This is a genomic window from Pseudomonas sp. BE134 (genome assembly GCF_031456105.1).
Lineage (GTDB): Bacteria > Pseudomonadota > Gammaproteobacteria > Pseudomonadales > Pseudomonadaceae > Aquipseudomonas.
Genome location: NZ_JAVDUA010000020.1, coordinates 104,783 through 127,872, shown reverse-complemented (window position 1 = coordinate 127,872; position 23,090 = coordinate 104,783). Strand labels below are relative to the sequence as shown.

Annotated in this window: 24 protein-coding genes; 20 read left to right on the top strand and 4 right to left on the bottom strand. The window is 61.5% G+C overall.

The features are described 5' to 3' along the window. Positions 1-204: 204 nt before the first annotated feature. Genes cobJ through cobG form a run of 4 tightly spaced genes read right to left on the bottom strand, consistent with a single transcriptional unit; the run spans position 205 to position 4,565 of the window. The gene (gene cobJ, locus J2Y56_RS17845) at positions 205-1,908 is read right to left on the bottom strand and encodes a precorrin-3B C(17)-methyltransferase (protein WP_310351676.1); all 1,704 of its coding nucleotides are present in this window, start codon (positions 1,906-1,908) and stop codon (positions 205-207) included. Beyond that, positions 1,908-2,639, bottom strand: coding sequence for a precorrin-2 C(20)-methyltransferase (locus J2Y56_RS17840; RefSeq protein ID WP_310351680.1), 732 nt, complete (start codon positions 2,637-2,639; stop codon positions 1,908-1,910). Before J2Y56_RS17840 ends, cobJ begins: the two co-directional genes overlap by 1 nt. Then, positions 2,639-3,265, bottom strand: coding sequence for a precorrin-8X methylmutase (locus tag J2Y56_RS17835; RefSeq protein ID WP_310351673.1), 627 nt, complete (start codon positions 3,263-3,265; stop codon positions 2,639-2,641). The genes J2Y56_RS17840 and J2Y56_RS17835 overlap by 1 nt, the downstream gene beginning before the upstream one ends. After that, entirely contained in the window at positions 3,258-4,565 is a 1,308-nt protein-coding gene (gene cobG, locus J2Y56_RS17830; RefSeq protein WP_033049176.1) for a precorrin-3B synthase, read from the bottom strand. Before cobG ends, J2Y56_RS17835 begins: the two co-directional genes overlap by 8 nt. Positions 4,566-4,709: 144 nt before the next feature. Here cobG and cbiE point away from each other — a divergent pair, with 144 nt between their 5' ends. The 20 genes from cbiE (at position 4,710) to J2Y56_RS17730 (ending at position 22,931) form a co-directional block, all read left to right on the top strand. Next, positions 4,710-5,921: a precorrin-6y C5,15-methyltransferase (decarboxylating) subunit CbiE gene (gene cbiE / locus J2Y56_RS17825; protein WP_310351671.1), complete on the top strand. Its 1,212-nt coding sequence runs from the start codon at positions 4,710-4,712 to the stop codon at positions 5,919-5,921. Beyond that, entirely contained in the window at positions 5,914-7,011 is a 1,098-nt protein-coding gene (locus J2Y56_RS17820; protein ID WP_007945231.1) for a cobalt-precorrin-5B (C(1))-methyltransferase, read from the top strand. Before cbiE ends, J2Y56_RS17820 begins: the two co-directional genes overlap by 8 nt. Next, positions 7,008-7,742 (top strand): cobalt-precorrin-6A reductase, encoded by a 735-nt coding sequence (locus J2Y56_RS17815; RefSeq protein ID WP_007945232.1) that lies wholly within the window; start codon positions 7,008-7,010, stop codon positions 7,740-7,742. Before J2Y56_RS17820 ends, J2Y56_RS17815 begins: the two co-directional genes overlap by 4 nt. Positions 7,743-8,040: 298 nt before the next feature. Then, the gene (locus tag J2Y56_RS17810) at positions 8,041-8,439 is read left to right on the top strand and encodes a DUF2946 domain-containing protein (RefSeq protein WP_007945233.1); all 399 of its coding nucleotides are present in this window, start codon (positions 8,041-8,043) and stop codon (positions 8,437-8,439) included. Between the two features lie 48 nt (positions 8,440-8,487). Beyond that, positions 8,488-8,967, top strand: a complete 480-nt coding sequence (locus tag J2Y56_RS17805; RefSeq protein WP_310351668.1) for a copper chaperone PCu(A)C — start codon at positions 8,488-8,490, stop codon at positions 8,965-8,967. Positions 8,968-8,987: 20 nt separating this feature from the next. Continuing rightward, on the top strand, positions 8,988-9,431 hold the full coding sequence (locus J2Y56_RS17800; protein ID WP_007945235.1) for a DUF2946 domain-containing protein: 444 nt from the start codon (positions 8,988-8,990) through the stop codon (positions 9,429-9,431). 83 nt (positions 9,432-9,514) lie between these two features. Next, on the top strand, positions 9,515-11,632 hold the full coding sequence (locus J2Y56_RS17795) for a TonB-dependent copper receptor (protein WP_310351665.1): 2,118 nt from the start codon (positions 9,515-9,517) through the stop codon (positions 11,630-11,632). A 119-nt stretch (positions 11,633-11,751) separates the two neighbouring features. Beyond that, entirely contained in the window at positions 11,752-13,134 is a 1,383-nt protein-coding gene (locus tag J2Y56_RS17790) for a PepSY domain-containing protein (protein ID WP_310351662.1), read from the top strand. A 458-nt stretch (positions 13,135-13,592) separates the two neighbouring features. Continuing rightward, the gene (locus J2Y56_RS17785) at positions 13,593-13,964 is read left to right on the top strand and encodes a DUF6124 family protein (protein ID WP_007945239.1); all 372 of its coding nucleotides are present in this window, start codon (positions 13,593-13,595) and stop codon (positions 13,962-13,964) included. Between the two features lie 75 nt (positions 13,965-14,039). Further along, a complete protein-coding gene (locus J2Y56_RS17780) occupies positions 14,040-14,339 on the top strand; it encodes a hypothetical protein (RefSeq protein WP_007945240.1) in 300 nt (99 codons plus the stop codon). Between the two features lie 223 nt (positions 14,340-14,562). Further along, positions 14,563-15,828 (top strand): urea ABC transporter substrate-binding protein, encoded by a 1,266-nt coding sequence (gene urtA, locus J2Y56_RS17775; RefSeq protein WP_007945241.1) that lies wholly within the window; start codon positions 14,563-14,565, stop codon positions 15,826-15,828. A gap of 163 nt (positions 15,829-15,991) precedes the next feature. Next, positions 15,992-17,494, top strand: a complete 1,503-nt coding sequence (urtB, locus tag J2Y56_RS17770; RefSeq protein ID WP_310351659.1) for an urea ABC transporter permease subunit UrtB — start codon at positions 15,992-15,994, stop codon at positions 17,492-17,494. Then, complete coding sequence (gene urtC / locus J2Y56_RS17765) at positions 17,494-18,573, top strand: urea ABC transporter permease subunit UrtC (protein ID WP_310336639.1); 1,080 nt, start codon at positions 17,494-17,496, stop codon at positions 18,571-18,573. The genes urtB and urtC overlap by 1 nt, the downstream gene beginning before the upstream one ends. After that, the gene (gene urtD / locus J2Y56_RS17760) at positions 18,570-19,439 is read left to right on the top strand and encodes an urea ABC transporter ATP-binding protein UrtD (protein ID WP_310351656.1); all 870 of its coding nucleotides are present in this window, start codon (positions 18,570-18,572) and stop codon (positions 19,437-19,439) included. The genes urtC and urtD overlap by 4 nt, the downstream gene beginning before the upstream one ends. A 139-nt stretch (positions 19,440-19,578) precedes the next feature. Next, positions 19,579-20,277, top strand: a complete 699-nt coding sequence (urtE, locus tag J2Y56_RS17755; RefSeq protein WP_007945247.1) for an urea ABC transporter ATP-binding subunit UrtE — start codon at positions 19,579-19,581, stop codon at positions 20,275-20,277. 30 nt (positions 20,278-20,307) lie between these two features. After that, positions 20,308-21,147 (top strand): urease accessory protein UreD, encoded by an 840-nt coding sequence (locus tag J2Y56_RS17750; RefSeq protein WP_310351652.1) that lies wholly within the window; start codon positions 20,308-20,310, stop codon positions 21,145-21,147. Between the two features lie 90 nt (positions 21,148-21,237). Then, positions 21,238-21,540, top strand: coding sequence for an urease subunit gamma (locus tag J2Y56_RS17745; RefSeq protein WP_007945249.1), 303 nt, complete (start codon positions 21,238-21,240; stop codon positions 21,538-21,540). Between the two features lie 9 nt (positions 21,541-21,549). Then, the gene (locus J2Y56_RS17740) at positions 21,550-22,083 is read left to right on the top strand and encodes an N-acetyltransferase family protein (RefSeq protein WP_310351649.1); all 534 of its coding nucleotides are present in this window, start codon (positions 21,550-21,552) and stop codon (positions 22,081-22,083) included. A 6-nt stretch (positions 22,084-22,089) separates the two neighbouring features. Further along, positions 22,090-22,623 carry a GNAT family N-acetyltransferase gene (locus tag J2Y56_RS17735; RefSeq protein ID WP_007945252.1) on the top strand — a complete coding sequence of 178 codons (534 nt, stop codon included), beginning with the start codon at positions 22,090-22,092 and terminating at the stop codon, positions 22,621-22,623. Continuing rightward, positions 22,623-22,931, top strand: coding sequence for an urease subunit beta (locus tag J2Y56_RS17730; protein WP_310336634.1), 309 nt, complete (start codon positions 22,623-22,625; stop codon positions 22,929-22,931). Before J2Y56_RS17735 ends, J2Y56_RS17730 begins: the two co-directional genes overlap by 1 nt. Positions 22,932-23,090 lie beyond the last annotated feature (159 nt).

Genomic DNA, 23,090 nt, shown 5'->3' with positions numbered 1-23,090 from the left:
GATTGCGAAGCCTTGATCCCTTGGAGCTGCTCGCTTACATCGCCTCGCTAAGCGCGCCGCCTATTTTGAATGGGTGGGGTTCATGGAGCGCTTACCGTTAAAACACACACTTACACCGACACTTGTAAAAACACCGTTGCAAGAGTTCGACATTAACTAAATATCAGCAAATATAAAGCGGCCTCGGAATGAGGCCGCAGACTATTATGAAGTTGGCTTGTCGCCATACCAGCGCGGCGTATACACCCACTTGCCACCCTCGGCACGCGGGAACACACAGGTGGTGCTGGAGCCGATCAACACCATGGTGCGCATGTCCACCTGATCCGGGGTCAACTGCCCCAGCGTGGTGACGCGCAAGGTCTGGCCCGGTCGCCCAATGTCCCGCCCCAGCACCACGGGCGTTTCTGCGGTGCGGTGTTGCGCGACAATCTCCAGTGCCCGCCCCAACTGCCAGGGACGTGAACGCGAGATCGGGTTGTAGAACGCAAGCGCCAAGTCAGCCTGAGACGCCAGATCCAGGCGTTTCTCGATGATTGCCCAAGGCTTGAGGTTGTCCGACAGGGACATCACGCAGAAGTCGTGCCCCAACGGCGCACCGGCCTGAGCGGCGGTTGCCAGGGAAGCAGAAACGCCCGGGAGAATCTCCAGATCAACGCTGTGCCACGTTGGCTCATTCGATTCGTGTAGCGCTTCAAGCACCGCCGCCGCCATGGCGAACACGCCGGGATCGCCGGACGATACGACCACCACCGAGCGCCCTTGGGCCGCCAGTTCGAACGCATGGCGAGCGCGCTGCATTTCTTCACGGTTGTCGGTGCAGTGCAGCACCTGATCGTCGCGAAACGGCCCGGCCATGCGCACGTAGGTTTCGTAACCGAGCACATCATTGGCGCGCGCCAGTTCGGTCTTGACCGCTGGCACCATCAATTCGGCAGCGCCAGGGCCCAGGCCGATTACCGCCAGACGACCGCGCGGGCGACCGATTCGCGCAGGCTCCAGCGGTTCGCTGGCTACCGCGATGGCAATGTCCTTGTCAGTCGAAAGGATGGAGGCGTTCGGCAGCGCCTCACGGACCACCTCACCGGCTCCGCCGGCAGTCGACGCAAATCGCAAAGGCACGCCCAACTCAAGCGCCGCTTCACGCAACGCTGCATTGGCCATGTGCTGATCACTGGCCAACAGGCAAGCCACCGATTGCACGGCGATGTTCGCCTGATGCAGCGCCGCGCGAATTGAGTTCGGCAGATCCGCCACATCAGCATTCACCGCCACCAACACACTGCGCGGATAAATCATCAACTCATTGGCCGCTGGCGTACGCGTGGCACTGCCAATGTGAATCGACAACTGCGCCTGCGGATCCTCCGGTAACTGCGCCTGCGCCAGCCACGGTGCCGCGCCTTCGATACGCACGCTCTGGCCGGCCAGCAAATCCGAGACAAAGCGTTTACCCAACTCCAGGTCACCGAGCGCATAACCACTTGGAGGATTGAGCAAACAGGTGCCGAAGCGCAACTCACCGCTGGTAGTAATCGCCGCTGCGACCTCAAGACCGGCGGCAATCTCCCGAGCCATGACATTCACGCCACCGAGCCCACCGAGCAGCGGCACCACGGCGCTGCCGTCTTCGGCCACGGCCAGTACCGGCGGCTCGGCGCCTTTCTCCAGCAACAACGGCGCCAGTGTGCGGATCACGATCCCGGCCGCGCACAAAGCGATGATCGGCGTGTCCTGTTGATAAAACTCACGCAAGGTTGCGCCGAACTCGTGATACACACGGTCTGCACCTTCAACCCGTTCAGCCAGGCCGTGGATCAACGCGCCGGGGTATACCTGCTGAATCTTGCGTGCGGTCGCGAGGCTGCCGTTGCCCAGAATGACAATCGCCGGAACTGGACGGGCCATCAGCCTTGCCACCTTTCACCGGGAACGATGATCAACGAGAAGTACGGCGAGGACATCGGCTCGACCTCATTGAGCGGGACGATTTTCTGGTTGGCCATGGTCGCGCGCTCGACGTACAGCGCACGTTCCGCCAGACCAAGTTCTTCCAGCACCTGACGGACCTTGGGGAAATTGCGCCCCAGCTTCATGATCACCGCCGCATCCGCATCGGCCAGCCGACGCTTGAGGTCGTCATGAGGAAGCACGCCGGACAGCACCGACAAACTCTGATTGCGGTACACCAACGGCGCACCCAGCACCGAAGCGCCACCCAGCATCGAGCACACGCCCGGCACGACTTCGGCTTCATAGCGTTCGGCCAGACGATCATGCAGGTACATGTAAGAGCCGTAGAAAAACGGATCGCCTTCGCAGATCACCGCCACATCACGACCCGCGTCCAGATGCGCGGCGAGTTCTTCGCCAGCCGCATCGTAGAAATCGCTGATCACTTGCTCATAGGAAAGCGGCGCCGGCAGTGCTTCGGTGGTCACCGGGTACACCAGCGGCAGCAGCGTTTGCGCGTCCTGCAAATGCGCTTCGATGATGCCGAAGGCGTTGCCCTTTTTGCCCTTGGCGACGAAGTACGCCACCACTGGCGATTCGCGCAGCAGGCGCAGGGCTTTGACGGTAATCAGTTCCGGATCACCGGGGCCGACGCCCAGGCCGATCAAGCGTCCAGATTGCTGCATCATTCAATCTCCGTGGCGAGGGCATTAACAGCGGCGGCAGCCATGGCGCTACCACCCAGCCGGCCTTGCATGATCACAAACGGCACACCGCGACTGTTGGCAGCGAGCGCGGCCTTGGATTCAGCGGCGCCGACGAAGCCCACGGGAAAGCCGAGGATCAGGGCCGGTTTCGGCGCACCGGCGTCGAGCATTTCCAGCAGATAAAACAGTGCGGTCGGCGCGTTGCCGATCACCACCACGCTGCCCTCCAGGTGCGGGCGCCACAGTTCCAGCGCGGCGGCGGAACGGGTGTTGCCCAACTCACGAGCCAGGTCCGGGACGCTGTCATCGCGCAGTGTACATATGACTTCGTTGTTGGCGGGCAAGCGCGTACGCGTGACGCCTTCGCTGACCATCCGCGCATCGCACAGAATCGGCGCACCGGCGGCCAGCGCCTCGCGCCCGGCCTTGCCCGCGCCTTCGGAAAACTGCAGGCCGTCGATGGCATCGACCATGCCGCAGGCGTGAATCACCCGCACCGCGAGTTTTTCCAGATCGGCGGGGATGCGCGCCAGGTTGGCCTCGGCGCGGATGATCGCGAAGGAGTTGCGATAGATCTCCTGACCGTCGCGGATGTAATCAAGCATCTAGGGAGCTCCGTGAACGGTCGTCGAGCAAGGCTGCGACCGCTTCAATAGTAAGATTGCGTGCGTGCAGCGCGCCGAAACCGGGCTGTGCTGCATCGCGAAAATAGAGGTCGTAGTGGCCGGCAGAAACCGCCAGCAAAGTGATCGGCGCGATGTGCGCAGCGGCGCAAGAACGCGAGCAACCTGACAGGTGAACGTTCAGCGCAGGACCCTGACGTTGCAGCAGCGCCGCCAGATTCCGGGCATCGCCCTTGGTGTCGGCCAAGCCTTTGCCACAACCGCTGGAGCCGGTGCAGGCGATCAGTTGTGCCAAGGCATCATCGGCCGAGCAGCGCAGGCCGAGTTGTTCGAGGCTGTGGATAACTTGAGCTGCATGGTCGGCTTGAACACCGGGCAGCAACAGGCTTTGCCAAGGTGTAAAACGCAGGCTGCCGTCGCCCTGCTGCCGCGCCAGTTGTGCGACACCCCGCAGCATCGAGGGATCGAGACGACCCAGCGGTGGCACTGCGCCGATGTACGCACGTTCGGCGTCACGTTGCGGATGGGCGCCGATGTGCAAGACATTCGAACCTGTCTTGCGCTGCCAGTCCTCTATGGCTATCAGCGGCACACGTTCGGCCAGTCGAGCGAGAAACCGGTCGAGCGAACTGTCGGCGAGCAGATGACGCATGCGGGTCTGGTCGGGCCGCGCCAACTCAAGAAACAACTCCAGTACTGCGACCACCAGCGCATGGCCTTGATCCAGCGACACCGAACCAGCGGGTATGTCTGTCGGACACCCGGCCAGACCGAAGGCCCAACGTTGTTCGCCGTCTCGCTCAACCGCTGAAAGCCACAGGTCGTGGGGATGTTCGAGCATTGCCAAACCTTCGCCGCCATCCAGTTGCACGGCAAATTTGGCGCTGAGGTCGTGCATGCGTGCATCGCATTGCAGCGTGGCGAGAATCTGCCCGGCCAACGGGCGCGTGTCGAGCAGCCTCTGCCGGTCAATCCCGGCGCTCGGGCTGAGCATCAGGTTGCGCACATCATCACCAGCGACGCTGCTCGGGCCGAGCCCGGCCGCCATCAGGCTGTCGACCAATGCCCCGTGTTCGCTGCCGATCCCGCGAATTTGCAGGTTGGCGCGGTTGGTCGCCTCGATCACGCCGCCGGCAAACCGTTCGGCCGCTTCCGCAACCGCTTCGGCCTGATCGGCACTGATCGCACCGCCATTCAACTTGATCCGACAGATACCACCATCCAGCGCCTGAACAATACGTAGCAACCCCGGGCAAGCCGAGGGGCGTAAGGCAGTGGACATCGGGCGTTCGTTCAAGGGGGCGACCGGCTGTGTGGGAAAGGCGCTTCGCGGGCGAAGGCGCGGTATTATGCCTGCTTTGTCAGGCGGCATGAAAAGCCTGCCCGTCGGAACCGTCCGGTTGAGGACTATTTTTAAGGACTGCAGATGTCACCCTGGCTGACAGTAGTGGGAATCGGTGAAGAAGGCTTCAAGGGCCTGGGCAGAAACGCCCGACACGCTTTGTTGCGCGCTTCGCGGATCATTGGCGGCCAGCGCCAACTGGATTTGCTACCGGTGTGCATCCGTGGCGAGCGCCAATTGTGGCCGAGTCCGTTTTCCCTGGAGTCAATGTTGGCCCGTCGCGGTGAGCCAGTGTGCGTACTGGCCAGCGGCGATCCGATGTTCTTCGGCGTGGGCGCCAGCCTGGCGCGGCAAGTGCCCGCGAATGAAATGCAGATCCTGCCAGCACCCTCCTCCTGCTCCCTCGCGGCAGCACGAATGGGCTGGCCGTTGCATGAGGTGGTCACGCTGTCAGTGGTTGCCCGGCCGATCGCCGCCCTCAATGCGCAGTTGTTCAGCGGCGTGCGTCTGCTGGTGCTGAGCAACGACGGTCAAAGCCCGGCCGCGATTGCCGCACTGCTGCGCGAAAGCGGTTTTGGGCCAAGCCGCCTGAGCGTGCTGGAACATTTGGACGGTGCCGCCGAACGCCGGATCGATGGCGTTGCCAACGACTGGAATGATCCGACAGTTGCCGATCTGAACCTGACCGCCATCGAGTGCATCGCCGAATCGAACACGCCGCGCTTTTCGCGACTGGCCGGGCTGCCGGACTCCGCCTTCAAGCACGACGGCCAACTGACCAAGCGCGACGTGCGCGCCATCACCCTCGCCCGCCTCGCTCCGACTCCCGGTGAATTGCTGTGGGACGTCGGCGCCGGCAGCGGCTCGATCGGTATCGAATGGATGCGCGCCCACCCCAGCTGCCGTGCACTGGCCATCGAAGCCGATGGCGGCCGGCAGTTGCTAATCGAACACAACCGCGACGCCCTCGGTGTTCCCGGCCTGCAACTGATTCGCGGCAACGCGCCACAGGCCCTGACCGGGCTCGAACGCCCGGACGCGATTTTCATCGGTGGCGGCGTCACCCGCGAAGGCGTGCTCGACACCTGCTGGGCGCAACTCAAACCCGGCGGCCGACTGATAGCCAACGCGGTCACGCTGCAAAGTGAAATGACCCTGATGGCCTGGCGCGAACAGCATGGCGGTGAACTGACCCGCATCCACATCGCTCAGGCCCAACCGCTGGGTGAGTTCGACACCTGGCGCCAGGCTTTGCCCATCACCTTGCTGGACGTGACGAAGCCCCACGATGCGTGACGAAACCGCCGAACAACCCGCCCCGCTACGCAGCGGTCTGACCACAGGCAGTTGCGCCACCGCCACCAGTCTGGCGGCGGCCCGGCTGTTGTTGGCCGGGATGAGTGCGGACGCGGTCGAGATCGTGTTGCCCAAGGGCAAGCAGGTGCAGATGCGCCTGGAGTTTTGTCGCCTGACCGACGACGGCGCCGAAGCCGGGACCCTCAAGGACGCCGGCGATGACCCTGACGTGACCCACGGCGCCCTGCTGTACACACAAGTGCGCCTGAGCGCCGAACCGGGCATTCGTTTCAAGGCCGGGCGCGGTGTCGGCACGGTGACGCGCCCCGGTTTGGTGCTGGGCGTCGGCGAACCGGCGATCAACCCGGTGCCGCGCAAAATGATCACCGATCACCTGACGTTGCTGGCTAAGGAGCTCAGCTACAACGGCGGCTTCGAAGTCACCGTCAACGTCGAGGACGGCGAAGCCCTGGCGCTGAAAACCATGAACCCGCGACTGGGGATTCTTGGCGGCTTATCAATTCTCGGCACCAGCGGCATCGTCCGGCCGTTTTCCTGCGCGGCCTACATCGCCTCGATCCATCAAGGCATCGACGTTGCCAAAACCAACGGCTACCTGCACATCGCCGCCTGCACCGGCAACGCCAGCGAAGACACCATGCGCCGGGTCTATGACTTGCCGGAAATCGCCCTGATCGAAATGGGCGACTTCGTCGGCGCCGTGCTCAAACACCTGCGCAAAGTGCCTGTGGATAAACTCAGCCTGTGCGGCGGCTTCGGCAAGATCAGCAAACTGGCGGCCGGACACATGGATTTGCACAGTCGGCATTCGAGCATTGACCTGCCGCAACTGGCCCAATGGGCGGCGGCGGTCGGCGCTGATGAAGCACTGCAACAGGCTATTCGCGAAGCCAATACCAGCCAGCAGGCTTTGGCGATGGCGGCCGCTGCGGGTATCGCGCTGGGTGATGCGGTGTGTCAACACGCCCTGGAGTTTGCCCGCAGCGTGGTGCCGGCGCAGGTTCAGGTTGAAGTGTTCGCTATTGATCGTCAGGGCGGGATCGTCGGCCATGCGGGAGCTTTTCAATGAAGCGCATTTTGCTGCTCGGTGGCGTTACGGAAGCCTTGGCCATCGCTCGAGCCCTTGGGCCTGAACACATCTACAGCCTCGCCGGCGTGGGTCGCGTGCCGACCGATTTGACCTGCCGGGTGCGCGTCGGTGGTTATGGCGGTGCAGAAGGTCTGGCGCAATTCATTCGCGACGAAGGGATTGATCTGCTGCTGGATGCGACCCACCCTTACGCCGCCCAAATCAGCCACAACGCCGCCTCCGCCGCGCAGTTGACCGGCATTGCCTGCTGGGCGCTCCGCCGACCCGCCTGGCAACCTCAGGCTGGGGATGACTGGCGCGAAGTCGGCGATTGGGCCGAACTGATCGAAACCCTGAAACCCTTCCATCGCCCCTTGTTCACCCTCGGCCGCGAACCGTTGCAGCACCTGCACGAAATCCCGCCAGAGCAATTCTGGACCTTGCGCGCGCTGGACGTTTACCCCGGCAACGACCGTTGCGAAGTCATCGGCGCGCGGGGGCCGTTTGTCATCGAGGATGAGCGTGAACTGTTTGAGCGTCGGCAGATTGATGTGCTGATCAGCAAGAACAGCGGCAGCACGGCGACCGAGCCGAAGCTGGAAGTGGCGCGGGAGCGCGGGGTGCCGGTGATTGTTTTGCGCAGGCCTGTGTTACCACAGGTTGATCGTGAGTTCAGTACGGTGGCGGACCTGCTGGCAGCCCTGCCATCAAAAACACCACATAACCTGTAGCAGCTGGCGAAGCCTGCGTCCGGCTGCGCAGCAGTCGTAAAATCGGGCACCTCGATTTTTCAGGCTAACCGTGGATGCAGGATTTACGACTGCTGCGCAGCCGGACGCAGCCTTCGGCAGCTGCTACAAAAAAGTACTCGACCTCAGCTGGACGGCACTGGCAATCTGAAATTCGCGACTATCATGAAGTTTATGAAAGCGTGGCACTGCGACACCACACCGCACGCCGCTTTTTTACTTATCGGCCCTGATCAGGCTAAATAGCCGCGCTTGATCGCCCACCCACCGGATTAGTCCCATGTCCCGACATCGGCTTGCAATCGCCTGGATCGCCTGCTTCGCAGTGCTGTTCAACATGCTCGCCATGCCGATGAGCAATGCGATGGCGCAGTCGGCGAAATCGCCCGCCGAGCAATTGTTGTGGGGCAGTTACTGCACCTCCAGCGGCACCAAGATGGTGGCGATTTCCCTGGGGGATATCGAACAGAAAGCACCACAGGGCGACGATCATTCCAACATGCAGCACTGCTGGTGTTGCTCGGGTTCCGCTCCTTTGGTGGCGCTGCCAGGGCATGAGCCGCAGCTGTATTTCGCGCAGTTCGAGAGCAATCGAAGCCTGCCTGCCGCCACACTCGACACCCCCACACCGCGCCAGCAATGGCCAAGCCTCAACCCCCGCGCGTCCCCTCTGGTCTGATTCCTTCTCGCAATTGAACTGCGTTTTGAATCGTTCCGGAGAATTGTCATGTTGAACAAACTCATCGTTTTGGCTGCGTTGCTGCTGCCTGCCTGCTTTGCCAATGCCCAAGACTACACAGTCGGTGAGTTGGAAATCACCCACCCGTGGTCGCAGGAGTTGCCGCCCAACGCGCCAACCGTTGCCGCCTATTTCGTGATTCACAACAGCGGCAAATCCGCTGACCGCTTGTTCAGTGTCGATTCGCCGATTTCCGGTGAGGCGCAACTGCACGAGCACGTCATGCAGAACGATCTGATGAAGATGCAACACGTGCCGAGCGTCGAGATTCCCGCTGGCGGCACAGTAACGTTTGCGCCGATGGCCTATCACGTGATGCTGCTGGGACTGAAGGATCGCAGCCTGTTGAGCGACGGCAAACACTTCCCGCTGACGATGCATTTCGAGAAGGCCGGCGATGTGACGGTTGAAGTCGCCGTGCAAAAGAAACCGTCGGAAAACCCGCAGATGCACGCTCACGCCCAGTAATCGACTGAGCAGAAGCCGCCATGCGCCCGCTTAGCGTCAGGTCATCCGCGTCACGTCGTCAGTCATTGAGCCTGACGCGCGGCAGCTGGATCAGCCTGTTCGCCATGTTGATGATCTTTATCGGCCCGCTGATTTCCCAGTCGATGCCGATGGATCAACGCGCCTCTGCCATGACCATGTCGATGGACATGAGCATGGACATGTCGGCCATGGAGCACGCCGACCACGGCGCGCAACCCGCCGCAGAACACTGCCCGCCCGAAACCTCGCATCACGCGCTCTGGGAAAAATGCGGCTATTGCAGCCTGCTGTTCAATTGCCCGGCGCTGACCGGCGGTGTTTCGTTCACAACCTTCAACACCCCGCCCGCCAACAGGTTCTCCCCCCCTTCCCCCCGCCTGGGCTACGCCCGGCAACCCTTCTTCCCCGGCGCCCGAACCCGCGCCCCGCCCATCGTCGCGTAAACACTCACCTCTGATCTCACACGGCCAAGAATCCAGCCCCCGGCTGCCGGCCGTGTCGTTTATGCCGTTCGATGGAAATTGTCATGTCCAGGTTTTCTGCTGACTCACGCTTGAGCCCTGCCCAAGCTACTTTTGCCCAGAACGAACCCAGTGTTCGATTCAGGCACGCCACCGCATTGCTGTGTAGCGCCCTGTTGACGCCGATGGCGTTGGCCCATGAACAGGCCGGCCACAGCGAAGAGCTGAGCCCGACGGTCATCACCGCGATCTCTCCCAGCTCGCCGCTGACCATCGTCACCAACCCCAAGGATCCGCGCCAACCGGTGCCGGCCAGTGACGGTGGCGACTATTTGAAAACCATCCCCGGCTTCGCCCTCGTGCGTAACGGCGGCACCAACGGCGACCCGGTGCTGCGCGGCATGTTCGGCTCGCGCATGAACATCCTCACCAACGGTGGCCAATTATTGGGCGCCTGCCCCGGTCGGATGGATGCGCCAACCTCCTACCTGTCGCCAGAAACCTACGACAAACTCACCGTCATCAAAGGCCCGCAAACCGTACTGTGGGGGCCGGGTGCGTCCGCCGGGACCATCCTCTTCGACCGGGAACCGGAGAGTTTTGGCGAACTCGGCACCCGGGTGAATGCCAGCATGCTGGCCGGCTCCAACGGCCGCTTCGACAAACTGGTGGACACCGCTGCCGGTGGGCCGCTGGGCTACGTGCGGGTAATCGGCAACACCGCGCACGCCGACGACTACCGCGATGGCAACAACGAGACCGTGCCTTCGCGCTATGACAAGTGGAACGGCGACGTCGCGCTCGGCTGGACCCCGGACACCGACACCCTGCTGGAGCTGACCGCCGGCAAAAGCGATGGTGAAGCACGTTACGCCGGGCGCGGCATGGACGGCTCGCAGTTCCTGCGCGAAAGCCTTGGCCTGCGCTTCGAAAAATCGAACGTCGGCGACGTGCTGGACAAGATCGAAGGCCAGCTTTACTACAACTACGCCGACCACGTGATGGACAACTACACCCTGCGCACACCGTCCGGCAGCGCAATGATGTCCGGCCCGAGGGCGTCGAACGTCGACCGTCGCACCGTCGGCGGCCGGGTCAAAGGTACCTGGCGCTGGGCCGTCGTGCAGCTGATCAGCGGCATCGACGTGCAAACCAGCGAACACCGCCAACGCGGCAGTGCGGGCATCAATACCTACAAGGACCTGCCGTACACCGAGGACGCCGACTTCCACAACTACGGCGTCTTCAGCGAACTGACCTGGTACGCCGCCGACCGTGACCGGCTGATTACCGGCGCGCGCCTGGACCGCGCCTCGGCCAAGGATTACCGGCAAACCATCGGTTCAGGGATGACGAAACGCCCCAACCCGACCGCCGACGACACCCGCACCGACACCCTGCCAAGCGGCTTCGTCCGTTACGAGCATGACCTGACCGACAGCCCGGCCACCCTCTACGCAGGCCTCGGTCACACCGAACGATTCCCGGATTACTGGGAGCTGTTTTCACCCAAGAGCGGCCCCGCCGGTTCGTTGAATGCCTTCGATTCGATCAAGCCCGAGAAAACCACCCAGCTCGATTTCGGCCTGCAATACCGGACCGAAGACCTCGATGCCTGGGCCTCGGGTTACGTCGGAAAAGTGCACGACTACATCCTGTTCAACTACATCCCGACCCCGGCGGGCACCCTCTCCCAGGCACAAAACATCGACGCCGACATCATGGGCGGCGAACTCGGTGCGGCCTACCGGTTGACCAACCACTGGAAAGCCGACGCAACCCTCGCCTACGCCTGGGGCAAGAACAGCAGCGACGGCAACCCACTGCCGCAAATGCCGCCACTGGACGCGCGTTTCGGCCTCACCTACAGCGAAGACAACTGGAGTGCCGGGGCGTTGTGGCGGGTAGTCGCCGCGCAAAACCGCATCGATTTGAACAAGGGCAACGTCGTCGGCAAAGACTTCGACAAAACCCCGGGCTTCGGTGTGTTTTCGCTTAACGGTGCCTACCGGATCGACCAGCACTGGAGGGTCAGCACCGGCGTCGACAACCTTTTCGGCAAAGCGTACGCCGAGCACTTGAACCTGGCCGGCAACGCCGGTTTTGGCTATCCGGCCCAAAACCCGCAAGCCATTAAAGAACCGGGGCGAACGCTCTGGACCAAGGTGGACATGAGTTTCTAAAAAAAAAGCAAAGGATCGCAGGTTCCTGCATGGGTACGCTTACACCCTGTAGGAGCTGTCGAGTGAAACGAGGCTGCGATCTTTTACAAACAATTGAATCGCCAAGCGGAGCACAACCAATGAAACAGCCCAAACCGAATTTCTACAACCTGGCCTGGCGTTGGCATTTTTATGCCGGTTTGTTCGTGGCGCCCTTCATGGTGATGCTGGCCCTGACCGGCATCATTTACCTGTTCAAACCACAACTCGATCCGTTGATGTACGGCAGCCTGCTGAACGTCCCGGCCGGCCACCACACCGTACCCGCCGACGACCTGCTCAAGCGGGTCAAAGAAGCGTATCCACAAGCCACCATCAAGCAGTACCTGCCACCGGTCAACGCCGAGCGCAGCGCGCAATTTGTCGTGGTCAATGGCGATACAGAACTCAACGTATTCATCGATCCCTACCAGGGTGACATCCTCGGCGAGCAAGACGCCAAGATGAATCTGCAAGCGGTTGCGCGGTCGATTCACGGCGAGCTGATGATCGGCACCGTCGGTGATCGACTGATCGAAATGGCCGCCGGCTGGGGCATCGTGCTGGTGGTGTCCGGGGTGTTCCTGTGGTGGCCACGTGGCCAGGCGGCGGGCATTTTGTGGCCACGCCTGACCAGTCGCGGTCGCGTGTTGTGGCGTGACCTGCACGCGGTCACCGGTTTCTGGGGCGCGTCGTTGTTGCTGGTGATGTTGCTCAGCGGCATGACCTGGACCGGGTTCTGGGGCGCGCAATACGCCGGCGTCTGGAACGTGTTCCCGGCCGCCATGTGGGACAACGTGCCCAAGTCCGATGAACAGGCCCGCAGCCTCAACACCGCCACGCAACAGACCGTGCCTTGGGCGATGGAAAACACGCTGATGCCAATGTCCGGCGGCGACCACGCCGAACACATGGCCCACGACGGCGCGCAGGCTGGCCCCGCAGCCCCGACCATCAGCCTGCAAGACGTGCAAAACATCGCCGTGCAACGCAAGGTCGAGCCGGGTTACAGCATCACCTTCCCGAAAACCGCGACGGGCGTGTTCACCATCGCCGTATTCGCCGACGACCCGCGCAACGACGCCACGCTGCATGTCGATCAATACACCGGCGATGTCCTGGCCGATGTGCGTTTCGAACAATACGGCACCGTCGCCCGTGCCACCGAAATCGGCGTGATGCTGCATGAAGGCAAAATGTTCGGTGTGGTCAACCAGATCCTCGTGCTGCTGATTTGCCTGATGATCCTGCTCAGCGCCGTCAGCGGCGTGGTGATCTGGTGGAAGCGTCGGCCACAGGGCAAATTCGGTGTGCCGCCACTGCGCCACGACCTGCCGAAATGGAAAACCGCGACGGTCATCATGCTCGCCCTGGCCGTGATATTCCCGCTGGTGGGGGCTTCCATGGTGGTGGTCTGGGTGCTGGATCGGGTGCTGTTGTCGCGTTTCAGTCGACAGACTGAATCGGCCTCATCTTCATCCTGAGTAATCACAAACCCTGTGGGAGCGAGCCTGCTCGCGATAGCGGTATGTCCAGTCACATAGATGCTGAATGTGCCACCAGCATCGCGAGCAGGCTCGCTCCCACAGGGGGGGGGTGGGGATTCCGGGGTTGTTTATGTGTGTTTATCTGGATGCGAAATGACCGGACGTTTCCCACGACTTTTTCAGGTTGTTCGTCGGACGTAGGCTGTCTAGTCTGGGGCTGTCACTGCACATCAGTGATCGGGCGTGAGAACCCGGTAGCCCCTGTTAATCCAACATCAGTACCACCATAATTGCCGCCGGCTTATCCGCTGCCAGCAATGTCTATGGCGGCTGTGTGCGGGCGGGCTTCGGTCCGGCCGGATTTGGGGTCACCGGTTTCTCACTCCGCACATAGCTGCCACCCCTTCATCGTGTGAGAACGATTAAGTGGTGGCCTCAATTGAGTAGACCCCAAGATGAATAAGAAGATTGTTCCAGACCCACCCATCGACACCACCACCCCCGATCCCGAAACATCTCGCGACGAAGACCTGCTCAGAGACCGCGACGCCATCAAGCGCGCCCTCGACTACTACCTCGATCCTGCGCCCCAATACACCGAAAAACCCCGCCGCCCCAGCACCATGTTCATGATTGCCCCGAACAACGACACCGAAAGCCTGTTGGTCAATGCCTGTGAATCCTTGGCATCAGCCAGTGTCCTGACCAGCGATTTCGCCGCCGAGTTGATCGGCCCGCAACGGCATAAAGCGATAGCGATTCAGCAGGTCATCATGCTGGCGGAACTGGCCGTGAACCGCGCGGTGGATAACGTCGTCCCCACCTAGAAACACCTGAGCCCGCTCACACAGGGGCTCAACATTCCCTACACTGCAAGTATCACGACTCACAGGATCAGCCTCATGTTGAAATCAGTTTTCCTGTCGTTGGTGGTGTTCGGCTCCAGCGTCGCATGGGCCGATACCACCGTCGATGTCTCGAAGATCTACGGCAAGATCCAATTCGTCGACAGCTTCCCTGACTACAAGGTGCAGGTGGTGGACTCCTTTCCCGATCTGAAGGTGCAGCAGGTCGACTCTTTCCCGGACTCGCCGGGCAAGTGGAAAACTGTCGATAGTTTCCCTGATTACAAAATCCAGATCGTCGATTCCTTCCCCGATTTCAAGATCCAGTACGTCGACTCCTTTCCCGGCGTCAACTGAGCCCCTCTGCGTCACCGCTGCCGCCACGCGGCAGCACCACAATGACGCACACCCTCGCACCACTGCCCCAAGCTCGTCCCTTCATGGTGCGTCGCAAAATCGCACAACCGCTCTAACCCGTCATTTTCGCGACTTTTGCCAATCGGCACAGCCCTTGCAAAACACCCTTCAGTAGTCCGCATCTGCCAACCAAGAAAACTCATCAGTTCATGGAGATCGCACAATGAAGCGTCGTAGCTTGATCAAGGCTTTTACACTCTCGGCAAGCATTGCCGCGATGGGCATGACCTGGACGATCCAGGCCGCCGAAACCATCAAGGTCGGTATTCTGCATTCGTTGTCCGGCACCATGGCGATCTCCGAAACATCGCTCAAAGACATGGCGTTGATGACCATCGATGAGATCAACGCCAAGGGCGGCGTGAACGGCAAGATGCTGGAGCCGGTGGTGGTGGACCCGGCGTCGAACTGGCCGCTGTTCGCCGAGAAGGGCCGTCAGCTACTGACGCAGGACAAGGTCGCGGTGGTGTTCGGTTGCTGGACTTCGGTTTCGCGCAAATCGGTGTTGCCGGTGTTCGAAGAACTCAACGGCTTGCTGTTCTACCCGGTGCAATACGAAGGCGAAGAGATGTCGCCCAACGTGTTCTACACCGGCGCCGCGCCGAACCAGCAAGCGATCCCCGCCGTTGAATACCTGATGAGCGAAGAAGGCGGCAGCGCCAAGCGCTACTTCCTGCTCGGCACCGACTACGTTTACCCGCGCACCACCAACAAAATCCTGCGTTCGTTCCTGCATTCCAAAGGGGTGGCGGACAAGGACATCGAAGAGGTCTACACCCCGTTCGGCCACGCCGATTACCAGACCATCGTGGCCAACATCAAAAAATTCTCGGCCGGTGGCAAGACAGCGGTTATCTCAACGGTCAACGGCGACTCCAACGTGCCGTTCTATAAAGAGCTGGCCAACCAGGGCCTGAAGGCCACCGACGTTCCGGTCGTGGCGTTCTCGGTGGGCGAAGAAGAACTGCGCGGTATCGACACCAAACCGCTGGTGGGCAACCTCGCGGCGTGGAACTACTTTGAATCGGTGGAGAACCCGGCGAACAAGAAATTCGTCGCGGACTGGAAAGCCTACGCCAAGAAACACAACCTGCCGGGCGCCGACAAAGCGGTGACCAACGACCCGATGGAAGCCACCTACGTCGGCATTCACATGTGGGCGCAAGCGGCTGAAAAAGCCAAGTCCACCGACGTCGACAAAGTCCGCGAAGCCCTCGCCGGCCAGACCTTTGCCGCGCCATCCGGTTACACGCTGACCATGGACAAAACCAACCACCACCTGCACAAGCCGGTGATGATCGGCGAAATCCAGGCCGACGGTCAGTTCAACGTAGTATGGCAGACCGAAGGACCGATCCGCGCCCAGCCGTGGAGCCCGTTCATTCAGGGCAACGACAAGAAGCCGGAATATGCGGTGAAGAGCAACTAAGCCACTGGATGTCGGGCCTGACGCAGTTGGCCGGCCCGACACAATCCCCTGTGGAAGCGAGCCTGCTCGCGAAGAGGGAGTGTCAGTCAACATTGATGTCGTCTGGCACACCGCTTTCGCGAGCAGGCTCGCTCCCACAATGTCCGTGTCAAGGCGACTACCTATGCCCTCCGCCCTTTATCGTCTGATTCTCGCCATTGCGCTGTTGCTGCCAATGGCTACATTTGCCAGCGACACCGAAGACTTCGTCGCCGCAAACCCTGTGCAGCAAGCCAAACTGCTGGAGTCCTGGGCTGCGCAGCCCGACCCGGCTCGCATCGAGCTGATCAACGCCCTGCAACAAGGTGAATTGACCGTCGATGGCCAACCGAAAACCTTGCGCCTGAACAATCGCCTGCGGGGTCTGATCGACACCGCGCTGGCCAGTCACCAACTGCTCGCCGCCGACGCCAAAACCCGTTTGGCTGCCGCGCAGCAATTACAGAAAAGCGCCAAACCCGCGCAGTTGAAATTCCTCGACCAGCAACTCGCCAGCGAAGAGGACGAAAGCGTGCATGCCGCGCTCAGCCTAGCCCTGGCCAATCTGCAACTGGTCGACACCGCCCCGGCCGTGCGCCTCGCCGCAGTGCGACTGCTCGGTGAAACCGGCGACCCGCTCGCCCGCACCCGTCTCGAAAGCCTGCTGGAACCGGGCGTCGAAGCCGACGCCATGGTGGTCACCGCCGCCGAAACCAGCCTCGCCCAAGTCAAACGCAAACTGCTGATCGGCGAGTTGCTCGGTCAGGCGTTCAGCGGCATGTCCCTCGGTTCGATCCTGCTGCTCGCCGCACTGGGGTTGGCGATCACCTTTGGCCTGCTCGGCGTGATCAACATGGCCCACGGCGAGATGCTGATGCTTGGCGCCTACTCCACCTATGTGGTGCAGCTGATGTTCCAGCGCTACGCCCCGAACGCCATCGAGTTCTACCCGTTGATTGCGTTGCCGGTGGCGTTTTTCGTCACCGCCGCCATCGGCATGGCGCTGGAGCGCACGGTGATTCGTCACCTCTACGGCCGCCCGCTGGAAACCCTGCTCGCCACCTGGGGCATCAGTTTGATGCTGATTCAGCTGGTTCGCCTGGTCTTCGGTGCGCAGAACGTTGAAGTGGCCAACCCCGAGTGGTTGTCGGGTGGGATTCAAGTGCTGCCCAACCTCGTGCTGCCGTACAACCGCATCGTGATCATCGCCTTTGCGCTGTTTGTGGTGGTGCTGACCTGGCTGCTGCTGAACAAGACCCGCCTGGGTTTGAACGTGCGCGCCGTCACCCAGAACCGCAACATGGCCGCATGCTGCGGTGTGCCGACCGGGCGTGTGGACATGCTCGCCTTCGGCCTCGGCTCGGGCATCGCCGGCCTGGGTGGCGTGGCGCTGAGCCAGATCGGCAACGTCGGCCCGGACCTCGGCCAGAGCTACATCATCGACTCGTTCCTGGTGGTGGTGCTCGGTGGTGTCGGCCAGTTGGCCGGTAGCGTGTTCGCCGCGTTCGGCCTCGGTATTGCCAACAAGATTCTTGAACCGCAGATCGGCGCCGTACTCGGCAAGATCCTGATCCTCGCGCTGATCATTCTGTTCATCCAGAAACGTCCGCAAGGCCTCTTCGCACTGAAAGGAAGGGTGATCGACTGATGAACCAGCCCCTGATGCTCACGGCCACGCAAAAGGCCGGCCCTAAAGTCACGATTGCTGTCGGTGTGGTGATCCTCGTTCTGCTGCTGGCGTTGCCGCTGCTGTCGCTGTTATCGCCGGACAGCACGCTGCACGTCTCGGCGTACACCCTGACATTGGTGGGCAAGATTCTTTGCTACGCCATCGTCGCGCTGGCGCTGGATCTGGTCTGGGGATACGCCGGTTTACTGTCACTCGGCCACGGCCTGTTCTTCGCCCTCGGCGGTTACGCCATGGGCATGTACCTGATGCGCCAGGCCTCGGGCGATGGCTTGCCGGCGTTCATGACCTTTCTGTCGTGGACCGAATTGCCGTGGTACTGGACCGGCACCAGTAGCTTCCTCTGGGCCATGTGCCTGGTGGTCCTGGCGCCGGGATTGCTGGCGCTGGTGTTTGGCTTCTTCGCCTTCCGCTCGCGGATCAAGGGCGTGTATTTCTCGATCATGACCCAGGCCCTGACCTTCGCCGGGATGCTGCTGTTCTTTCGCAACGAAACCGGTTTTGGCGGCAATAACGGCTTCACCAACTTCCGCACTATTCTCGGTTTCGGCATCACGGAACCGGGCACCCGCGCCGTGTTGTTTTTCGCCACGGTGGTGTTGCTGGTGGCGAGCCTGTTCATCGGCTGGCGTCTGGCGCAGAGCAAATTCGGTCGAGTGCTGACCGCCCTGCGCGATGCGGAAAACCGCCTGATGTTTTGTGGCTACGATCCGCGCGGCTTCAAGCTGTTTGTCTGGGTGTTGAGCGCGGTGCTATGCGGCCTGGCCGGTGCGCTGTACGTACCGCAGGTCGGGATTATCAACCCGAGCGAAATGTCGCCGACCAACTCCATTGAAGCGGCGGTCTGGGTGGCTCTTGGTGGTCGCGGCACGCTGATCGGCCCACTGTTGGGCGCCGGCGTAGTCAACGGCATGAAGAGCTGGTTCACCGTGGCGTTCCCCGAATATTGGCTGTTCTTCCTGGGTGCGCTGTTCATTGTCGTGACCCTGTACCTGCCTAAAGGCGTGATCGGTTTGCTGAAAAAAAGGGGTGAGCAATGAAAGTCACTGCGACGGCTGAATTCATGCTCGAACCGGCCTTTTTCCCCGCGGAGCCGAACAAGGACGCCGGCACCAGCCGCGACGCCATCAGCCACGGCCAACGCGTCAGCCCAGGCCTCGATACCCGCCACGGCACGATTCTGACCCTGGAAGACATCAGCGTCAGCTTCGACGGCTTCCGGGCGCTGAACAACCTGAACCTATACATCGGCGTCGGCGAACTGCGCTGCATCATCGGCCCCAACGGCGCGGGAAAGACCACGCTGATGGACGTGATCACCGGCAAGACCCGCCCCAGTCACGGCAAGGCCTGGTTCGGTGAAACCCTCGACCTGACGCAGATGAGCGAAGTGCAGATTGCCCAGGCCGGGATCGGTCGCAAGTTCCAGAAGCCGACAGTGTTCGAAGCCTTGAGTGTGTTTGAGAATCTCGAACTGGCGCAGAAAACCGACAAGTCGGTGTGGGCCAGCCTGCGCGCGCGTTTGAGTGGTGAGCAGAAAGATCGCATTACTGAAGTGCTGGAAACCATTCGCTTGACTACTTCGGTCAATCGCCCGGCAGGCCTGCTGTCTCACGGCCAGAAGCAGTTTCTGGAGATCGGTATGCTGCTGATGCAAGACCCGCAATTGCTGCTGCTCGACGAGCCAGTAGCGGGCATGACCGACGCCGAAACCGAATTCACCGCCGAGCTGTTCAAAAGTCTGGCCGGCAAGCATTCATTGATGGTGGTGGAACACGACATGGGGTTTGTGGGGTCGATTGCCGACCATGTCACCGTGCTGCACCAGGGCAGCGTACTGGCCGAAGGGTCGCTGGAACAAGTGCAGGACAACGAGCGGGTCATCGAGGTGTACCTCGGTCGCTGATTCGGTGGGATTGATCGTTCCCACGCTCCGCGTGGGAATGCCGCCATGGACGCTCCGCGTCCGCCGTTATGTGACGCGGAGCGTCACGGGATGCATTCCCACGCAGAGCGAGGGAACGATCATTGAGGAGAGTTTGAGAATGCTGCAAGTCGACAAGCTGCATCAGTACTACGGCGGTAGCCACATCCTGCGCGGCCTGACGTTCGAGGTAAAAGTCGGTGAAGTCACCTGCCTGCTCGGGCGCAACGGTGTGGGCAAGACCACGCTGCTCAAATGCCTGATGGGTTTGCTACCGGCCAAAGAAGGCGCGGTGAACTGGGAAGGCAAACCGATCACCGCGTTCAAGCCGCATCAGCGCGTGCATGCCGGGATCGCTTACGTGCCGCAGGGTCGGGAAATCTTCGGCCGGTTGACCGTGGAAGAAAACCTGCTGATGGGCCTGTCACGCTTCCCAGGCTCCGAAGCCAAGGAAGTCCCGGCGTTCATCTACGAGCTGTTCCCGGTGCTGCTGCAAATGAAGCAGCGGCGAGGCGGTGACTTGTCGGGTGGCCAACAGCAGCAATTGGCGATTGGTCGTGCGCTGGCCAGCCGTCCTCGCCTGCTGATCCTCGACGAACCCACTGAGGGCATCCAGCCGTCGGTGATCAAGGAAATCGGCGCCGTGATCAAGAAGCTCGCAGCCCGTGGCGACATGGCGATTTTGCTGGTGGAGCAGTTCTACGATTTCGCTGCCGAACTCGCCGATCAATACCTGGTGATGTCCCGGGGCGAGATCGTGCAGCAGGGTCGCGGTGAAAACATGGAAGCCGAAGGTGTGCGTGGATTGGTAACGATCTAATCTGTAGCGTCACGACGAAAACTGGAAACCATGAATTTACCTGTCCCAACTGCCCTGTTTACCCCCAGCTGGCACGCCGAGCTGGAGCTGGGCTACGCCCGTTTCGGCGACAGCACACGCCCGATCCAGCGCCGCCACAAAGGCCCGCTGCGGGTGCAAAAGCACCTGTATGCCGAAGGCCCCGAGGTGTGCCAGCACATCATCGTTCACCCGCCGGGCGGTATCGCTGGCGGGGATCGGCTGGACATTTCGGCCAGCGTCGGCACCAACGCCTGGGCGCAAATCACCAGCCCCGGCGCGGCCAAGTGGTATCGAGCGGCGGGCCCGGCCTATCAGAAACTGGATCTGAACGTGGCTGCTGGTGCGACACTGGAATGGTTGCCGCAAGAGACGATTATCTTCAGCGATGCCCAAGCCGAACTGAGCACCTCGATTGAGCTGGAAGGCGATGCGCGGTTGTTCTATTGGGACGTTGTGGCGCTGGGCCGGCCGGCCTGTGGCGAGCGCTTTGATCTTGGACATTTTCAGGCGCATCTGGATATCCGCCGCGACGGCCAGTTGCTATGGCACGAACGCCAGCGCATTGTCGGGAATGACGGCTTGCTGGATTCGCCGATTGGTCTGGACGGACAACCGGTGTTTGCGACGTTGCTGGTGACCGGCGAGATTGATAGCCCGTTGCTGGAAACCTGTCGCTCGCTGCCCAATGACGTGCGCGGGGATTTGACCCAATTGCCGGGGCTGTTGGTGGCTCGGTGCCTGGCCAGTGAAGCGCTGTTGGCGCGCGGCTGGTTGATTGAATTGTGGCGACTGCTCAGGCCTACGTTGCTTGGCCGGGAAGCGGTCCCACCGAGAATATGGAACACCTGAAACACTGTCCAAATGTGGGAGCAAGCCCGCTCCCACAGGTAACGCGTTTACAGTTCCGAACTTTTTTATCTGCCCAGATGGATTCCAACGATGGACCTGACCCCACGCGAAAAAGACAAGCTGCTGATTTTCACCGCCGGCCTCGTGGCCGAGCGGCGTTTGGCGCGCGGCGTGAAACTCAATTACCCGGAAGCCATGGCCTACATTTCCGCGGCGCTGCTCGAAGGCGCGCGTGACGGCCAGACCGTGGCCGACTTGATGCACTTCGGCACGACCCTGCTAACCCGCGAACAAGTGATGGAAGGTATCCCGGAAATGATCCCGGAAATTCAGGTTGAAGCGACGTTCCCCGACGGCACCAAACTGGTCACCGTCCACCAACCTATCGCCTGAGGCCCCGTCATGACTTACCACATTCGCGAAGCGGTACAGGCCGATCTGCCGGCGATCCGCGACATCTACAACGACGCCGTGCTCAACACCACGGCGATCTGGAACGAACAGGCCGTCGACCTCACTAACCGCCAGGCCTGGTTCAGTGCCCGGCAAGTTCAGGGGTACCCGATTCTGGTGATCGTCGACGCTGAGAACAGTGTGCTCGGTTACGCATCCTTTGGAGACTGGCGGCCGTTCGACGGGTTTCGCCACACCGTCGAGCACTCGGTGTACGTGCGCAGCGACCAGCGCGGCAACGGCCTCGGTCCGCAACTGATGACCGTGCTGATCGAACGCGCCAAAGGCTGCGACAAGCACGTGATGGTCGCCGCTATCGAAAGCGGTAACGCCGCTTCCATTCGACTGCATGAGCGCGCCGGTTTCATCACCACCGGGCAAATGCCCCAGGTGGGCACCAAGTTCGGTCGCTGGCTGGACCTGACCTTCATGCAACTGACCCTCAATCCCGGCGCGGAGCCGCCAGTCGCCCACCAGGAGTAATCGCTGATGAACGCCGCCCAACTGCGCCGCGTGAATGTTGAAAGCTTTGCGCACTATCGCCAGGGCTTGATCGATTTGTTGCTCGATGCCGTGGGGTATGGCGCCAGCGTCGGCTTCCTGTCCACTCTGGATGCCACACAGGCGCGCGCCTATTTCGATGAGGTTCAGGAGAACCTGAACAAGGGCAATGTGCTGCTGTGGGTGGTGGTTCGCGACGAACAAGTGGAAGCCAGCGTGCAACTGACCCTGTGCCAGAAAGCCAATGGCTTGAACCGCGCCGAGGTGCAAAAACTGCTGGTTCGTGAACACGCGCGTCGGCGGGGTCTGGGCCAACAGTTGATGAGCGCGCTGGAACAGGCTGCGCTCCAGCACAAGCGCGGCATGCTCTACCTCGACACCGAGGCGGGTTCACCCGCTGAAGACTTCTACAAGGCGCTGGGTTACACCCGTGCGGGGCAAATCCCCGACTACGCCTGCGACCCGAACGGTCACTACAAACCGACCGCGCTCTACTACAAAATTCTGCAAGGAGCCCATTGATGATTCCCGGTGAATACCAGATCCAGCCCGGCGATATCGAACTCAACGCTGGCCGCCGCACTGTCAGCCTGAAAGTGGCCAACAGCGGCGACCGGCCGATCCAGGTCGGCTCGCATTACCACTTTTTCGAAACCAACGACGCCCTGACCTTCGACCGCGGCGCCAGCCGCGGCATGCGCCTGAACATCCCCGCCGGCACCGCCGTGCGCTTTGAACCGGGGCAGAGTCGGGAAGTCGAGTTGGTGGACCTGGCCGGACATCGCCGGGTGTTCGGGTTTGCCGGCAGGATCATGGGTGACCTCGACTGATTTCTGCAGTGCGTCCAAAAGATCGCAGCCTCGTTTCACTCGACAGCTCCTACAGGGACCGGGCGCAGCAGGGAATTTACGCGAACACCCGTAGGAGCTGTCGAGCGCAGCGAGGCTGCGATAGCGAGCTATGCGAGCGGTCTGAAGAACAATTGAATC

Bases quoted from the DNA above. Each gene is read 5' to 3' on its own strand.
- J2Y56_RS17785 (WP_007945239.1), top strand. From the start codon at position 13,593: ATGAATAAGAAGATTGTTCCAGACCCACCCATCGACACCACCACCCCC.
- urtC (WP_310336639.1), top strand. From the start codon at position 17,494: ATGAACCAGCCCCTGATGCTCACGGCCACGCAAAAGGCCGGCCCTAAA.
- J2Y56_RS17750 (WP_310351652.1), top strand. From the start codon at position 20,308: ATGAATTTACCTGTCCCAACTGCCCTGTTTACCCCCAGCTGGCACGCC.
- cobJ (WP_310351676.1), bottom strand. From the start codon at position 1,908: ATGGCCCGTCCAGTTCCGGCGATTGTCATTCTGGGCAACGGCAGCCTC.
- J2Y56_RS17740 (WP_310351649.1), top strand. From the start codon at position 21,550: ATGACTTACCACATTCGCGAAGCGGTACAGGCCGATCTGCCGGCGATC.
- urtB (WP_310351659.1), top strand. From the start codon at position 15,992: ATGCCCTCCGCCCTTTATCGTCTGATTCTCGCCATTGCGCTGTTGCTG.
- J2Y56_RS17810 (WP_007945233.1), top strand. From the start codon at position 8,041: ATGTCCCGACATCGGCTTGCAATCGCCTGGATCGCCTGCTTCGCAGTG.
- J2Y56_RS17790 (WP_310351662.1), top strand. From the start codon at position 11,752: ATGAAACAGCCCAAACCGAATTTCTACAACCTGGCCTGGCGTTGGCAT.
- J2Y56_RS17805 (WP_310351668.1), top strand. From the start codon at position 8,488: ATGTTGAACAAACTCATCGTTTTGGCTGCGTTGCTGCTGCCTGCCTGC.
- J2Y56_RS17745 (WP_007945249.1), top strand. From the start codon at position 21,238: ATGGACCTGACCCCACGCGAAAAAGACAAGCTGCTGATTTTCACCGCC.
- J2Y56_RS17835 (WP_310351673.1), bottom strand. From the start codon at position 3,265: ATGCTTGATTACATCCGCGACGGTCAGGAGATCTATCGCAACTCCTTC.
- urtE (WP_007945247.1), top strand. From the start codon at position 19,579: ATGCTGCAAGTCGACAAGCTGCATCAGTACTACGGCGGTAGCCACATC.
- J2Y56_RS17780 (WP_007945240.1), top strand. From the start codon at position 14,040: ATGTTGAAATCAGTTTTCCTGTCGTTGGTGGTGTTCGGCTCCAGCGTC.
- J2Y56_RS17820 (WP_007945231.1), top strand. From the start codon at position 5,914: ATGCGTGACGAAACCGCCGAACAACCCGCCCCGCTACGCAGCGGTCTG.
- urtD (WP_310351656.1), top strand. From the start codon at position 18,570: ATGAAAGTCACTGCGACGGCTGAATTCATGCTCGAACCGGCCTTTTTC.
- J2Y56_RS17735 (WP_007945252.1), top strand. From the start codon at position 22,090: ATGAACGCCGCCCAACTGCGCCGCGTGAATGTTGAAAGCTTTGCGCAC.
- J2Y56_RS17800 (WP_007945235.1), top strand. From the start codon at position 8,988: ATGCGCCCGCTTAGCGTCAGGTCATCCGCGTCACGTCGTCAGTCATTG.
- cobG (WP_033049176.1), bottom strand. From the start codon at position 4,565: ATGTCCACTGCCTTACGCCCCTCGGCTTGCCCGGGGTTGCTACGTATT.
- urtA (WP_007945241.1), top strand. From the start codon at position 14,563: ATGAAGCGTCGTAGCTTGATCAAGGCTTTTACACTCTCGGCAAGCATT.
- cbiE (WP_310351671.1), top strand. From the start codon at position 4,710: ATGTCACCCTGGCTGACAGTAGTGGGAATCGGTGAAGAAGGCTTCAAG.
- J2Y56_RS17730 (WP_310336634.1), top strand. From the start codon at position 22,623: ATGATTCCCGGTGAATACCAGATCCAGCCCGGCGATATCGAACTCAAC.
- J2Y56_RS17815 (WP_007945232.1), top strand. From the start codon at position 7,008: ATGAAGCGCATTTTGCTGCTCGGTGGCGTTACGGAAGCCTTGGCCATC.
- J2Y56_RS17840 (WP_310351680.1), bottom strand. From the start codon at position 2,639: ATGCAGCAATCTGGACGCTTGATCGGCCTGGGCGTCGGCCCCGGTGAT.
- J2Y56_RS17795 (WP_310351665.1), top strand. From the start codon at position 9,515: ATGTCCAGGTTTTCTGCTGACTCACGCTTGAGCCCTGCCCAAGCTACT.